This window comes from Streptomyces sp. NPDC006516 (genome assembly GCF_040611875.1).
Taxonomy (GTDB): Bacteria; Actinomycetota; Actinomycetes; order Streptomycetales; family Streptomycetaceae; genus Streptomyces.
On sequence record NZ_JBEXPD010000002.1, the window covers coordinates 987,118 to 1,001,690 of the forward strand.

A 14,573-nucleotide genomic window follows, 5' to 3' on the forward strand; every position below is an offset into this window, starting at 1 on the left:
TGTTCACTCGTTCGAGTGGCGGAGCGGTTGATGCACGGCCCCCTCGCAAAAGCGCTGGAATGGTCTGAAGCCGTACGGTGCACACCAGGGCGGGGTCCGGTTACGTGACCGTGCGTCACCTCTGCTTCATGGGCGGACGAGTCAAGATTGCGAGCACCGGTGCAGAAGAAGCGGCCTCGGAGCAAGGACAGCACGCGCGAGGAGTCCGGGGAGACGCCTCAGACAGCGAGTGCCTCCAAGCGGACCGTACGGGTGCGCAGCCGGCTTGTCGCCGGCGTCGCCGTCGTAGGGATCACCGTCATCGCCGCGGGTGCCCCGGCGGCTCTCGGCGCGTCCTCCGATCTCAACGAGTCCCAGAGCCTGGTCACGCTCGCCGAGCTGAACCAGCAGGCGATCACCCTCGCGCACTCCCTCGCGGACGAGCGGGACGAGGTGATCGCGCACATCGCGGCCGGGCGCAAGAGCGATGACGCCGGGGAAGGCTCGTCCAGCCCGGCGGCCCGTGTCGACCAGCAGGTGGACGAGATCCGGGAGGCCGCCCCCGCGGCGCTGCGCCGGGACCTCTCCACCATCCCCTCGCTCCGCCGCGCCGCGCTCACCGGCGAGGGCTCGGCGATGGACGCGTACCAGGCGTATTCCGAGGTCATCGCCAAGCTCCACGGCCTCGCCGACGAGCTCGCCCAGAAGACGCCGCCCCGCGCCGCGGACGCCACCCGCGCCCCGCTGGCCCTCGGCGGTGCCGTGGAGCAGGCAGCCGCCACGCGAGGGCTGCTCCTGGCCGCGCTCTCCGTGCCCGGCACCGAGCCGCAGGAACCGGAGATCGATCCGTTCACCGGCCTGCCCGTCCAGGGCCAGGACACGAGCAGCACCGAGGACGACCGCAACCGCGACGAACTCAGCGCCGCGGCCCAGCAGGCACGGGTGCGCGAGCTGGCCTCCCTCGCCGAGTTCGACCAGGCCGCCGGGCCGTCCGCGCGGGACAAGCTCGCCTCCACGGTCACCGGACCAGAGGTGACCGAGGCGGAGAAGTACCTCACCCGGCTCACCGACCGCCCCGAACTGTCCGACTCGGACCGGTCCTCCGACCCCGAGAAGCTCGAAGCCGCCCTCTCCGCCCGGATCGACCGCATGCGTGGCGTCGAGTCCGCGCTCGGCACCGCACAGGTGCAGCGCCTGGAGGGGCTGCGCGACGACGACGTCACCGCGCTGGAGCTGCGCCTCGCCCTTCTCGGTGGCTGCCTGCTCATCGCCGTGGGCGTATCGACCGCCGTCGCCCGCACCCTCACCCAGCCGCTGGCCGTCCTGCGGATCGGGGCCGGCCGCATCGCCGAGGCACCCGAGACCGCGGAGCCGGTCCGCTACACCGGGCGCAACGACGAGTTCGCCCAGGTCGTACGGTCCATCAACGCGCTGCACGGCAAGCTGCACGGGCTGCACCACGACGTCACCGGTCAGCTCCAGGACCTGCGGACCGAGCGCGGCGAACTCGTGGCGGGCCGCGAGGCGCTCACCCTCCAGCGGGCCGAGCTCCAGGTCAAGGTGGCCGAACTCAGCAGTCAGCTGGAGCGGCTGAGGAACACGGTCCACCACACCTTCGTCAACCTCTCGCTGCGCACGCTGGGGCTCGTCGAGCGCCAGCTCGGCGTCATCGAGGGCCTGGAGGAGCGCGAGCAGGACCCGGAGCGTCTCGCCACGCTCTTCAAGCTGGACCACATGGCCACCGTGATGCGGCGGCACAGCGAGAACATGCTGGTCCTCGCCGGCGCCGAGCACGGCCAGAGCCACGCGAGCCCGATCCCCCTCGTCGACGTACTGCGCGCCGCGGTCAGCGAGATCGAGCGGTACGAGCGGGTCACCATCCAGTCCCTGCCGCCGCACGCCCAGATCGCGGGCTTCGCCGCGGACGACCTCAGCCACCTGGTCGCCGAACTCCTGGAGAACGCGACCTCCTTCTCGCCGCCCGACTCCCATGTCGAGCTCTCCGGCTGGCTGCTGGAGACCGGGGAGGTGATGCTCTCCGTGCAGGACGAGGGCATCGGCATGTCGGCGGTCCGGATGGGCGAGCTCAATGCCAGGCTGGCGGACCCGGCGTCCTTCGAAGCGGGCGAACAGGCCGCGGACGGGGCCGGGCTGGGTCTTCAGGTGACGTCACTGCTGGCCGCCCGCCACGGCGTACGGGTCCAGCTGCGCGAGCAGAAGGGGAGCGGGGTGACAGCGGTCGTCGTCCTTCCGCAGGCCCTGCTGCCCAAGGCGCCGCCCGCGTCCTCCCCGCCGCCCGTCCAGCTGCCCGGGGACGCTCCCACCCTCAACCTCCCGGGGTCGGTCGCCGAGGCCAACTCCAACGCACTGCCGTCGCGTTCCGCCGGTGACCCGCTGATCGCCGCCGCCGAACGGACCCTGCACGCCGCGGGCACGGACGCGGCGGCAGCACCCGAATCCGCCGCTCCCGCCCCGGCAGACGCCCCCGTACCGGCGGACGCCGCTCCCGCACCGGCGGACGCCGCCCCCGAGCCCGCACCGGCCGCAGCCGCGCCTGCGGCGACCGACCCGGCTCCCGGGGCGACCGCACCGGCCGCGGCGACCGCACCGGCTCCCGGGCCCGGGATCCCCGCGGAGTCCGAGGCCGAGACCACGATGCAGGTCCGGCTGCCCCTGCAGCAGAACACCGAGCAGGAGACCGGGCAGGACACCGAGCCCGGCACCCGGCCCGACGCCCCCCGCCACGCCCGGCCGGAGGCGCAGAGCCCGTACGCCATCGGCCCCGACCGTCACGAGCGCGCCGCCGACACCAGCCCCGCCCAGGCCCCCGCGCCCGCCGCTCCGTCCGCCGCCGACGCCGTCCCGGGTCCCCGGCAGCCGCTGACCGGACTGGGCGAGGAGGTGCCCGACCCGGCCCCCAGCCCCGCGCGCCTCACCGACAAGGGTCTGCCCAAGCGCACCCCGAAGATCACGGCGCCGCCGACGGCCCCGGTCACCGAGCGCAAGGGAAGCCTCGACAAGGAAGCCCTGCGCCGCAGGCTCGGCGGCTTCCACCAGGGCGCCAAGGACGGGCGGCGCGATGTCGAGGCGGAGATCGCCGACAGCGGCCCACAGACCGACCACACTGAGCTGACCGACCGTAACGACGGTCGAATCGATGAAACGGGGGACACAGTCGAGGAGGCACGCAGTTGACTGCGCCCAGCACGTTCGGGCTGAGCACCGAGGCCCGGAACCTTCACTGGTTGCTGAGTAATCTCGTGGAGGAGGTGCCCGGAGTCCACTCGGTCACCGTCGTCTCGTCCGACGGGCTGATGCTGCTCTCCTCGGACCCCGGTCTCACGGCGGCCAAGGCCGCGGGCGGTGCGGGAGGTCCCAAGGGCTCCAGCGCCGACCTCGCCACGATCGTCTCCGGCATCGGCTCCCTGACGATCGGCGCCGCCAAGCTGATGGACGGCGGCGGCGTCAAGCAGACCATGGTGGCGATGGACGAGGGCAGCGTCTTCGTCATGTCGATCAGCGACGGTTCGCTGCTCGGCGTGCACGCCACCCCCGACTGCGACATGAGCGTCGTCGCGTACCACATGGCGCTCTTCGTCGGCCGTGCAGGACACGTACTCACCCCCGAACTCCGCAGTGAGCTGCGCAAATCGATGGAGAGCACCCAGTGACGTCAGCTGCTGAACCCGTACGAAAACTCCCCGTCCGGGGTGCCGACCGCAAGGCGGCACGGGTCCGTCCGTACTCCCTCACCGGTGGCCGGACCCGCTTCGGTCACGTCCTGCTCGTCGAGACGTTCGTCGCCGCGCTGGAAGCACCCGAGGAGCGCCGCGAGCTCACCAACGGCAATCTGGCGTCGCGCGTCATGCCGGAGCTCCGCGCCATCGTCGAACTCTGCCGCCGCATGCGTACGGTCGCGGAGATCTCGGCCCTGCTGAAGATGCCGCTCGGCGTCGTCCGGGTGCTGCTCAGCGACCTGGCAGACCAGGGAAAGATCCGCGTGTACGGAACCGGTCACGGAGCCGGCCAGCCCGACCGCGCACTGCTCGAAAGGGTGCTCAATGGACTCCGCCGTCTCTGAGGCGCCGCTCTTCACTCCGCGCCCGCGAGGTTCGCAGGACGCGCCCGTCGAGGCCGTACAGGCCTGGCAGCTCGACACAACCCGCGCGCCGATCGCCACCAAGATCGTGGTCGCGGGCGGCTTCGGCGTGGGCAAGACGACCTTCGTCGGCTCGGTCTCCGAGATAACCCCGCTGCAGACCGAAGCGCTGATGACGCAGGCCAGCGAGGAGACCGACGACCTCACGGCCACGCCCGACAAGGTCACCACGACCGTCGCGATGGACTTCGGCCGTCTCACACTCGACGACGACCTCGTCCTGTACGTCTTCGGCACCCCCGGTCAGCAGCGTTTCTGGTTCATGTGGGACGACCTGGTGCGCGGCGCGATCGGCGCCGTCGTCCTGGCCGACACCCGGCGGCTCGCCGACTGTTTCGCCGCGCTCGACTACTTCGAGAGCTGCGGTCTGCCTTACATCGTGGCTGTCAACCACTTCGAGGGAACGACCGGTTATGACGAGGCCGACGTCAGGGAGGCCCTGACCGTACCTCCGCACGTACCTGTTGTGATCATGGATGCGCGTAAGAGGATCACCGTCGTCGAGTCGCTGCTCGCCCTGGTGGGCCACGCCCTCGACGTCGCCCCCGAGTAACGACAGACGCACCCAGTACACGTAACGGAGAACCGCGATGCGGAAGATACTCATAGTCGGAGCCGGTCAGTCCGGTCTCCAGCTGGCCCTGGGACTCCAGTCCAACGGCTACGAAGTCACCCTGATGTCCAACCGCACCGCGGACGAGATCCGGTCCGGCCGGGTCATGTCCACCCAGTGCATGTTCCACACGGCTCTCCAGCACGAGCGCGACCTCCAACTCAACTTCTGGGAGTCGCAGGCCCCGCGGATCGAGGGCGTCGGTGTCTCGGTCGCCGGTCCCGACTCCTCGCGTGCCGTCGACTGGGTCGGCAAGCTGGACGGTTACGCCCAGTCCGTCGACCAGCGCGTCAAGATGGCCGGCTGGATGGAGACCTTCGCCCAGCGCGGTGGTCAGCTCGTCATCCACGGTGCCGCGGTCTCCGACCTGGACTACTTCTCCCGTACGTACGACCTCGTGATGGTCTCGGCCGGCAAGGGCGAGCTCGTCTCCATGTTCGGCCGGGACGCCTCCCGTTCGCCGTACGACACCCCGCAGCGCGCCCTGGCCGTCGCCTACGTCCACGGCCTGGGCCCGCGCCCGGAGCACCCGGACTTCGACGCGGTGCGCTGCAACCTCGTCCCGGGCGTGGGCGAACTCTTCATCATGCCGACCCTGACGACCTCGGGCCGCGCGGACATCCTGTTCTGGGAGGGCATCCCGGGCGGCCCGCTCGACGCCTTCCAGGGCATCAAGGACCCGTCGGAGCACCTGGCCAAGACGCTGGAACTCATGGAGCGGTTCACCCCGTGGGAGTACGCGCGCGCCACCAAGGTGGAGCTGACCGACGCCAACGCCACGCTGGCGGGCCGTTACGCCCCGACCGTGCGCAAGCCCGTCGGCCGGCTGCCCGGCGGCGGTCTGGTGCTCGGGGTGGGCGACGTGGTCGTGGCGAACGACCCGATCACGGGGCAGGGTTCCAACACCGCCTCCAAGTGCGCCCACTCCTACCTGCACTCGATCCTCGAACGCGGCGATCAAGCGTTCGACGAGGAGTGGATGGAAGCCACCTTCGAGCGGCACTGGGAGAACACGCGGCATGTCGTGAAGTGGACGAACGCGATGCTCGGCCCGCCGCCGGAGCACGTGCTGAACCTGATCGGCGCGTCCGGTCAGCTCCAGCCCGCCGCCGACCGGTTCGCCAACGGGTTCAACAACCCGGCGGACTTCGACAACTTCTTCTTCGAGCCCGAGAAGACGAACGCCTACCTCGGTTCGCTCACGGGCGCGTAGCAGGCGCCTGGCCCGCGAAGCAGCGGCCGGGCCGCCGCATCCGTCAGCCGGACACGGTCACGGATGCGGCGGCCCGGTGCGTTCGCCGGCATCCGAGCCTTCCCCGCTGTCCGGCGCGTCCCCCGCCACCGCCGTGCTTCTCAGACCTCCGGTGCGTCGTACCCCGTGTCGTCGCCCGAGGTGGCGTCCTCGGGCAGGTCCGGCGGCGTGTACGTGCTCAGCGACTCGCTCTCCGGGTCGGGGCGGACCGCGCCGAGCAGCGGGTTCGAGGCGAGGGGCGAGACCTTCACCGTGGCACCGGGCCTCGGCGCCTGCACGACCGTCCCGTCGCCGATGTAGAGCGCCACATGCGTCGCCTTCGGGAAGTAGACCACCAGGTCGCCCGGGCGCAGCGAACCCAGCGGCACCTTGGGCAGCCGGCGCCACTGCTCCTGCGAGGTGCGCGGAATCTCCCGGCCCGCCGCGGACCACGCCTGCGAGGTGAGGCCGGAGCAGTCGTACGACTCCGGTCCCTCGGCGCCCCAGACGTACGGCTTGCCGATCTGCTCGACGGCGTACTCGACCGCCTCCCCGCCCTCCTCTGACGGTGCCCGGACCGAGCTGAGGGCTCCCGATGCCGTCAGCGCTGCCTGGGCCTTGCCGACGTTCCTGCGTTCCAGTGCCGACAGTGCGGCGAGCTGTTCGTCCGACAGCGAGGCCAGCATCGCCTCGATGCCCTTCAGCCGGGACCGCACGGTGTCCCGCTGCTTCTTCTGGCGCTCGGCCAGCACCCGCTGCCGGTCCCGTACCGCCCGGGACCTGGCGGCAAGTACCTCCGCGTGCCTCTCCGCGCCGGTGAGCCGCTCGATCACGGCCGCCCGGCCCGCCTGGGCGCGCTCGATGACATGGCTCTGCTCCAGGGCCCGGGACGGATCGTGGGCGAGCAACAGCCGCAGGTACGCGGAGAAGTCGGTGCTTCCCTGGTACTGGGCCCGGGCCAGCCGCCCCGCCTCCCTGCGACTGGAGCCCAGTGCCGAACGGGCCTTCGCGACCTCGGCGTCCAGTCTCGCTGCCTGCGCGGTCCGCTTCCTCAGCTCCTCCTCCGTGCCGTTGTGGAGCTCCCCGGCCTCCTCGGCCTGCTGGTAGAGGGTCTGCAACTGCTTCAGCAGCCCGGCGATGCTCTGCGGCGCCGGCCCCGCGGCCGGCGCCGGGTCGTCACCGGCCGGCTCGGCGACGGCGGGGGAGGCGGCCACGACGGCGGCCAGCGCCGCGGTGCAGAGGGTGCGCGCGAGACGGCCTGACATGGCATCACCTCCGGTGACAAGGGCGATGCCGGTTAATCGGAAAAGCCCATGAATGGTCGGATCTCGACCATCCGGTCACTCACCGCAGGGTGATGCAAGGACTGCCAGGCGCGCCGCCCAGGGCTTGCCCCGAACGGCGTACGCCGTGGAACTCGTCCCGGAGGGCGTACGCCGGGAGCGGTCGGTGTGCGGGGAGGTCACTCCACGGGGAAGGCGTAGAAGGCGCGTTCGCGCTGGACGACCACGTGCTCACCGGCGCCGAGCACCCGGTACGGCGCGGTGACCGCGGCGCCCTTCGGGGCCTGGGCTCCGATGTCCTGGAACTTCCACAGCCTCCGCCCGTCCCCGGCCGCGAACGCGGTCACCTGCGTGGCATCGGCGGCGAGCAGCGTCTTCCCGCCGCCGCTGAGGGTGAGCGCGGGTGCGTTGCCGCCGAGCGGCACCTCGGTGGAGCGGCGCCAGAGCAGCCGTCCCGTGGCCCGCTCGACCGCGCCGACCTCCTGGTTGCGGTTCGTGGTGTGCAGCAGAGTCCCGGCGGGGAGCGGCGTGCCGAAGAGGGAGGACGCGGTGCCGTTGAGCGTCCAGAGCGGCTTCCCCGTGCCCGTCTCGAAGGCCTGCAGATCGTCGCCGACGGCGGCGTACAGCCGGCCGCCTTCGTCACCCGTCGCCGCGCCGGACGGTGCGACCGCACCGAACTGCCGGTTCCACAGAAGCTTTCCGGTGGTGCGGTCGAAACAGCGGAAGACGGCCTTGCCCTTGCCGGCCGTCACGTCGGCGGGGGTGAGCGTGGCGGCGTCCTGGCGTACCACGAGGTCGGCGTCGCGGACGGCGGTCAGGCGGTAGGCCGGGGTGCCGGGCGCCCTCCCCGCCGGGACGGCGACGCGCCACAGCTCCTCGCGCCGCACGATGTCGTAGGCGAAGAAGTAGGCCTTGACGACCTGGATGTCCTTGCCGGGCTTCTTGCCCTTCTTGGGCTTCGGCGCCTTCACGGTGACGGTGTGGGAGCCGGTGAACCAGAGGACGGACCCGGTCAGGCCGGTCAGCGGGGCCACCTTCATGCCGGGTACGCCGGTGAACTGGTCGGCGTAGCGCACCCGGTGCCTGATCCGCCCGTCCTCGGGAGACAGCCACAGGAACTCGGTCGGGCTCGCCAGGAAGCAGAGCCCGTCGCCCGCGGCCATGACCGTCTGGGCCCCTGCGGCGTCGGCGCTCTCCCAGCGCTTGCGGCCGGTCCGCAGGTCGACGGCGGTCGCCCCGGCGGTGTCCGTCAGGACCAGCAGTTCGTCCCGCCACACGCCCGCGGTGAGCGGGGCGGGCGCGGCGGCCGGGTGGCTGTACATCCACCGTGGGTCCGGGGCCCGGCCGGGTGCGGTGAGGCGGGGCTTCGCCGCCGGCTTGCCGTCGGCGGCAGGTGCGGGGTCCCCGGACCCGAGGGCGGCCACCACGGTTCCGCCCAGGACCAGCCCGGCGGCACCCGCCGCCACGGTGGTCAGCAGCGCACGCCTGCTGGTGGCGGGGGTGGGTGCGGCGGCCACCGGGGAGGCCGGTGCGGCGCCCGGGAGAGGCAGGGGCAGCGGAGCCGGGGCGCTGTGCGGGGAGCGGCCGTATCCGTGCGGCTGCGCGTGGGCAGGGGCAGGTGCAGGGGCGGCGGGTGGTGCGGAGGGCTGCGAGGGCGCGGCACCGGAAGCCGCCCCGGGCAGCTCGCGAGGGCTCGCAGCGAAAGGCGCGCCGGGACGGTCGCCGGGCTGCCCGCCGGCACTCTCGGCGGAGCGTTCGCGGGGCAGTTCGCCGGGCAGTTCCCGGGGCAGCGCGAGCTGCGCCGTCGCGCGGTCCGACTGCGGTGCGCGTACAGCAGTCCCCAGGAAACGGGTCGTTTCGCTGTCCTCGCCGGTGTCCCCGCTTCCTTCCGCCGCCGCTGCCCGTGTGTCGCCGTCGGCGGGGATCGCGTCCTGGACCGGGTCCGCCGGAGGCTCCAGCGTCCGGGCCCGTGCCGCCTGCTCCGCCACCGCCGCCGTGAGCGGCCCGGGAAGCCAGCCGCCCTTGGCGAGTCCGGCCGCGCCCTCCAGCGCCAGTTCCGCCGCGACCGCTCCGGCGCCGGGCCGGTCGTCCGGGTCCTTCGCCAGGCAGCTCGCGATCAGGGCACGCAACTCGTCCGGTACGGAGCCCAGTTCGGCCGGTCCGTGTGCGATGCGCTCCGCCGCCTCGTCCACGGGGCCGTCGGCGAGCGGAGTCGTCCCGGTCGCCGCGTACGCCAGCAGCAGACCCAGGACGAACAGGTCGGAGGCGGGCCCCACCTCCTTGCCCGCGACCTGCTCGGGGGTGAGGTAGCCGAGCCGTACGGACAGCTGCCCGCCCTCGCGTGCCTCGGCGGAGGCCGCCGCGCCCAGGGGCCCGAACGCCGTCAGCCGGGGCCCGTCCTCGGCCAGCAGCACCGTCTGCGGCGCCAGTCCCTGGAGGACGGCCCCCGTGGCGTGCACCCGGGAGAGGGTCTCGGCCAGGCCGGCGCCCAGTATCCGTACGGCGCGCTCCGGCAGCGGGCCTGCGAGACCGATCGCCTCGGCGAGGGTCACCGCGGGCACATAGGCGGCGGCCGTCCAGAGGCCGTCGTCCTCGGGCACGGCGAGCGGCGGCTGCACCCAGCCGCCGGCCACCCGCTCCGCGATTCCCGCCTCGGACCGGAAGCGCCGCCGGAAGGCGGGTACGGAGGCCAGGGAGGGCCGCGCCGCGGTCACCACGGCGAGCTCGTCGCTCTCCGTGTCCCGGGCCAGGTAGTGCACCGCGCTCGCGCTCTCGCGGAAGCGGGCCAGCGCCGTGTACGGGCCGAAGCGGCGTGGATCGTCCTGACGCAGCGCCTCCATGGCGCACCCCCCTTGTGACCGTGCCCTCGGCACCTGACCGTCGATCTTACGGGCGTGGGCGCGCGCACCGCTCAGGACTCGCTGCGGCGCCTGCTCCAGGGCCACTTGGGGGTGAAGCGCTCACGGCCGCCGGGGGCGAACTCGTAGACCCAGCCGCGCTGGATCCCGAGCCGCTTCGAATAGCCCGCAGGGGCGCGCCGGTAGGCGTACACCGTGGCGGGACCGCCCTCGGCATCCGGGACCGGGACCTCGTACCACTTGGGCGGATGGCCGGTCGGCCCGAGCAGGATCGGCAGCACCCGGCCGTCCAGGGGCCCGCCGCGGAAGGCGGTGTTCTCACTTTTCACCCGGCCAGTCTGACCCAGACGGACTCAGGCGGGCGGCAGCAGGTGCGCCGCCCCGCCCGCGACCGGGACGATCAGCGCGGCGAGCCGCCCGGCGGGGCCGTCGGCGGTCTCCTGGCTCAGCAGGTCCGCCACCACCGAGGCCGTCTCCTCGTCCGACGCGGCGGTGGCCGCGAGCAGGGCCAGCAGATGATCCACCAGCCAGCTCCGCAGCCCGGCGGCCTCCGGCTGCTTCTCCTCGTCCAGCCATATCAGGGACGCCGCCTCCACGGCCGCGATCCACGTACGCACCATCATCCGCAGCCGCGGTCCGGCGGCCTCCTGTCCCGGACCGCCGCCCCGGCCCAGGTGGAGCAGGATCTGCTCGGCCGCCGCCCTGCGCACGCCGTCCACGATCGTGGTGGTGCGCGAGGTCTCGGCCACGCTGCCCCCGCGCAGCAACGCGCTGAATCCGGCGTCGTGCTGGTCGACGAAGCCGAGATAGCGGTCCAGGACCCTGCTCACCCGCTCGGTGGGCGGCCCGACGGCAGGTTCCGCGAAGCAGAGCGTCAGCTGGTCGGCGGCCGAGCCGAGCGCCGCCTCGTACAACTGCTGCCTGCCGCCCGGGAAGTAGCGGTAGACCAGCGGCCGGGAGACTCCCGCGGCAGCCGCCACCTCGTCGATCGACACGTCGTCCGGTGCCCGGTGGGCGAAGAGCGTGAGCGCCGCGGCGAGCAGTTGGGCGCGGCGTTCCTCGACACCGAGCCGTCGGTAGGCGCGGGCCGGCGGTGCTGCGGGGGCGGAGGTCATACTCCGAAGCCTAAGCGCTGCCTTCAAGGGCCCCCTCAGGCCAGCAGTCCCGAGCTCTTCCACAGCCTGCGTCCCACCCCGTTGAGCACGCCGATGTCGTCGAAGAAGTCCGTGAGCCGCTTCGCCCCCGTCTGCATGACCTCGGCGCGGTGGCCGCTGGCCTTCACCTGGGCGAGGGCCTCGTGCCGGTTCAGGCCGACGTTGTCGTACACCTGGGGGTTGACGAAGCAGACGGAGAACACGCGGGCGGCCTCCCCGGAACTCAGCCGGGTCATCCGGCGCTCCCAGGCCGGCGCGGTCACCATCTGGCGGCGCAGCTCCTCGCGTGCGTAGCGCACATGGCGGGCCTCCTCGACGACATGGATGCGGGTCACCCCGCGCACGAGCGTCTGTACGCGCTCGTCGGGGAAGGTGAGCCGCTGCATCCAGTCGAGGATCTCCTCGCCGAGCAGCGTCGCGGCGAACGAACCCGGGGTGGTGGAGACGGTCTTCAGCACCCGTGCCAGGTTGTGGTAGCGGGGAGGTACCGGGTAGCTGGGGGCCCCGCCCCACTCGATCATGCGGGCGAACATCATCGAGTGGCGGCACTCGTCCGCTATCTCGGTCAGCGCGTAGCGCACGTGCTTGCTCGTCACGGACTTGTCGTAGATGTGCCGCACGAGCAGCTGCATCAGGATGATCTCGAACCAGATGCCGAGCGAGGCCAGCGACGCCGCCTCGTGGCGTGCCAGCTCCATCCGCTGCTCCTGAGGCATCCTGCGCCACAACGGGGTGCCGTAGAGGGAGACCAGCTCCGGGGGCCAGAACCACTTGCCGTCCTCGACGGGGGACGCCCAGTCCAGCTCGGCGTCCGGGTCGAAGGAGTGCTTGGCCGAGGCTTCGAGCAGACGGACCGCGACCTGTTCGCGGTCCTTCAGGGGGCCGAGCGCGTCGCGCAGCGCCTGGATGTCCTCGTCGGTCACTGGCGTCATGGCTGAAGGCACCTCTCGCATCAGGGGTTACCGGCGGTCAACTTCCGCTCATGGATTATGAGACGACCTGTCAGCAAGGCAGTCAATCCCCCGTGCGCGACTTGTTGACCGCGCGTCTACCAACGTGTGAACCTGCCAACTGACGTCAGCACCACGGAATGCACGATCCTCGCCAGGCGAAGGAGCTGTCCGTGTCGACACACGACCTCTACATCACCCCGCCCCCGACGCCCGCGTGGCAGGTTCCTGCCACGGGCGCCGCCCGGTTCAGCTGGGACTACGACGACGGCCGCGAACGCCTCCTCGCCCTCTACCAGAAGGGCAAGGACAAGCAGTGGGACGGCAACAAGCGCATCGACTGGAGCCTGGAGGTCGACCCCGCCGACCCGCTGGGCACCCCGGACGAGGCCCTCACGCTCTACGGCACGCCGCACTGGTCGAAGATGACCGAGCGGGACCGGGGTGAGCTGCGCAAGCACTACACTTCCTGGCAGTTCAGCCAGTTCCTGCACGGGGAGCAGGGCGCCATGGTGTGCGCCGCCCGCATCGTGGAGTCGGTCCCCGACCTGGACGCGAAGTTCTACTCCGCGACCCAGACGATGGACGAGGCGCGGCACGCCGAGATCTACGGCCGCTTCCTGCACGAGAAGGTCGGGATGCTCTACCCGATCAACGACAACCTCCAGGGGCTGCTCGGCGACACCCTGCGCGACTCCCGGTGGGACATGCCCTACCTCGGCATGCAGGTCCTCATCGAAGGGCTCGCACTGGCCGCGTTCGGCATGATCCGCGACACCACCACCAAGCCGCTGCCCAAGCAGATCCTCGCGTACGTCATGCAGGACGAGGCGCGGCACGTGGCCTTCGGGCGGATGGCGCTGCGCGACTACTACAAGCAGCTGAGCGACGCGGAACTGCGCGAGCGCGAGGAGTTCGTCATCGAGGGCTGCTACCTGATGCGCGACCGCCTCAGCGGGGTCGAGGTGCTGGAGAACTTCGGCATCGGCAAGCAGGAGGCGAAGGACCTCTCCGAGCACTCGGAGTACCTCCAGCTCTTCCGCAAGCTGCTGTTCAGCCGGATCGTCCCGTGCGTCAAGGACATCGGGCTCTGGGGCGAACGGCTCCAGAAGGCCTACGTCGACATGGGCGTGTTCGAACTCGGCGACTCGAACCTGGACCTGCTGATGGCCCAGGACGAGGAGATCGCCGAGCAACTGGACCGGGACCGCTTCGCCGTGGAGGAGCAGGCGCGCGTGGCGGAGGTCGAGGAGGCGATAGCCGAGGGCGGCGCGCGGGACTGAGCGGGGAACCCGGCCGTGCGGGAAAGGGGTGTACGGAGCCGGGCCGTGCGGAGAGGATGGGGGCATGAACTCGACCACCGTCACAGGGGATCGCGCGGCGGCACGGCGCAGCCTGGAAGCACTCGCGCTCGGTGACGCGTTCGGGGAGCGGTGGTTCCCGCTGTTCAGGCCGCCACGTCAGGCCTACGCCGAGGTCCGGGCGCGCCGGACCCCGCACGAGCCCGTGTGGCACTGGACCGACGACACCGCCCTGGCACTCGCCGTCCAGCGGGTCCTCGACGAGTACGGGCAGGTCGAGCAGGACCGGCTCGCCCTGTACTACGCCCTGGCCTTCGACGCGGACCAGGCCCGCGGTTACGGGCACGGCATGCACCTGTTGCTGCCGCAGCTCCTGTCCTCGCCGGCCGACTGGCGCACCCTGGCGCCCACCCTGTTCGAGGGCGGCAGCCTCGGCAACGGCGCGGCGATGCGGGTCGCGCCGCTCGGGGCCCGCTTCCACGCCGACCTCGGCCGTGCCGCGGAGCAGGCCGAACTCTCGGCGGTCGTCACCCATTCCCATCCCGAGGGCGTCGCCGGGGCCGTGGCGGTCGCGGTGGCCGCGGCACTCTCGGTGCGCGGGGAGTTCACGCTGGAGTCGGTCGCCGAGCGCACGCCCGAAGGGCTGGTGCGTGAGGGCGTGCTGCGTGCGGCGGCAGTGCCGTTCGCCACGGAGCCGTGGAAGGCGGCCGACATCCTGGGCAACGGGCGGCGGATCAGGGCCGACGACACGGTGCCGTTCGCGCTCTGGACCGCCGCCCGCCACCCGGGCGACCTGGAGGCCGCCCTGTGGTCGACCGCAGAGGGCTTCGGGGACGTGGACACGACGTGCGCCATCACCGGGGGCGTCGTCGGCGCGGCCACGGGGGTGGACGGGGTCCCCGCAGAGTGGCGCCTGCGGCGGGAACCGCTGAACTGAGTCGCGGGCGGACGGTGGCGGCCGGCGGTCGGATGCGCGGACGGCCGGACATCGGTGGCCCTCGGTGCCCATCGGTCCGTACTCACCTGCTCCGGCAGCCCGTTCTTC

12 protein-coding genes are annotated in these 14,573 nt (G+C 72.2%); 7 read left to right on the forward strand and 5 right to left on the reverse strand.

Going from position 1 to position 14,573, the window contains the following annotated elements; all coding sequences use genetic code 11:
* The first annotated feature begins 159 nt into the window (after positions 1–159).
* The 5 genes from ABZY45_RS10705 to ABZY45_RS10725 are packed head-to-tail and all read left to right on the forward strand — an operon-like array spanning position 160 to position 5,964.
* Positions 160–3,174 (forward strand): nitrate- and nitrite sensing domain-containing protein, encoded by a 3,015-nt coding sequence (locus ABZY45_RS10705; protein WP_356738226.1) that lies wholly within the window; start codon positions 160–162, stop codon positions 3,172–3,174.
* Positions 3,171–3,650 carry a roadblock/LC7 domain-containing protein gene (locus ABZY45_RS10710; protein ID WP_356738228.1) on the forward strand — a complete coding sequence of 160 codons (480 nt, stop codon included), beginning with the start codon at positions 3,171–3,173 and terminating at the stop codon, positions 3,648–3,650. Before ABZY45_RS10705 ends, ABZY45_RS10710 begins: the two co-directional genes overlap by 4 nt.
* Complete coding sequence (locus tag ABZY45_RS10715) at positions 3,647–4,060, forward strand: DUF742 domain-containing protein (protein ID WP_145803226.1); 414 nt, start codon at positions 3,647–3,649, stop codon at positions 4,058–4,060. The genes ABZY45_RS10710 and ABZY45_RS10715 overlap by 4 nt, the downstream gene beginning before the upstream one ends.
* The gene (locus ABZY45_RS10720; RefSeq protein ID WP_356738230.1) at positions 4,041–4,691 is read left to right on the forward strand and encodes an ATP/GTP-binding protein; all 651 of its coding nucleotides are present in this window, start codon (positions 4,041–4,043) and stop codon (positions 4,689–4,691) included. Before ABZY45_RS10715 ends, ABZY45_RS10720 begins: the two co-directional genes overlap by 20 nt.
* A gap of 37 nt (positions 4,692–4,728) precedes the next feature.
* Positions 4,729–5,964: a styrene monooxygenase/indole monooxygenase family protein gene (locus ABZY45_RS10725; RefSeq protein ID WP_356738232.1), complete on the forward strand. Its 1,236-nt coding sequence runs from the start codon at positions 4,729–4,731 to the stop codon at positions 5,962–5,964.
* Between the two features lie 140 nt (positions 5,965–6,104).
* Here ABZY45_RS10725 and ABZY45_RS10730 read toward each other — a convergent pair whose 3' ends face one another.
* From ABZY45_RS10730 to ABZY45_RS10750, 5 genes are all read right to left on the reverse strand, one after another.
* Positions 6,105–7,247, reverse strand: coding sequence for an NlpC/P60 family protein (locus ABZY45_RS10730; RefSeq protein ID WP_356738234.1), 1,143 nt, complete (start codon positions 7,245–7,247; stop codon positions 6,105–6,107).
* A gap of 197 nt (positions 7,248–7,444) precedes the next feature.
* Positions 7,445–10,105 (reverse strand): PQQ-binding-like beta-propeller repeat protein, encoded by a 2,661-nt coding sequence (locus ABZY45_RS10735; protein WP_356738236.1) that lies wholly within the window; start codon positions 10,103–10,105, stop codon positions 7,445–7,447.
* Between the two features lie 71 nt (positions 10,106–10,176).
* Entirely contained in the window at positions 10,177–10,452 is a 276-nt protein-coding gene (locus ABZY45_RS10740) for a hypothetical protein (protein ID WP_356738238.1), read from the reverse strand.
* A gap of 24 nt (positions 10,453–10,476) precedes the next feature.
* Positions 10,477–11,238 (reverse strand): TetR/AcrR family transcriptional regulator, encoded by a 762-nt coding sequence (locus ABZY45_RS10745; RefSeq protein ID WP_356738240.1) that lies wholly within the window; start codon positions 11,236–11,238, stop codon positions 10,477–10,479.
* 35 nt (positions 11,239–11,273) lie between these two features.
* Positions 11,274–12,209: a diiron oxygenase gene (locus ABZY45_RS10750; protein ID WP_356738242.1), complete on the reverse strand. Its 936-nt coding sequence runs from the start codon at positions 12,207–12,209 to the stop codon at positions 11,274–11,276.
* A gap of 191 nt (positions 12,210–12,400) precedes the next feature.
* Between ABZY45_RS10750 and ABZY45_RS10755 the strand changes: the two genes are divergently transcribed.
* Both ABZY45_RS10755 and ABZY45_RS10760 read left to right on the forward strand, forming a co-directional pair.
* Positions 12,401–13,510 (forward strand): ferritin-like domain-containing protein, encoded by a 1,110-nt coding sequence (locus ABZY45_RS10755; RefSeq protein ID WP_356738244.1) that lies wholly within the window; start codon positions 12,401–12,403, stop codon positions 13,508–13,510.
* A 64-nt stretch (positions 13,511–13,574) separates the two neighbouring features.
* Entirely contained in the window at positions 13,575–14,465 is an 891-nt protein-coding gene (locus ABZY45_RS10760; protein WP_356738246.1) for an ADP-ribosylglycohydrolase family protein, read from the forward strand.
* Positions 14,466–14,573: the final 108 nt, after the last annotated feature.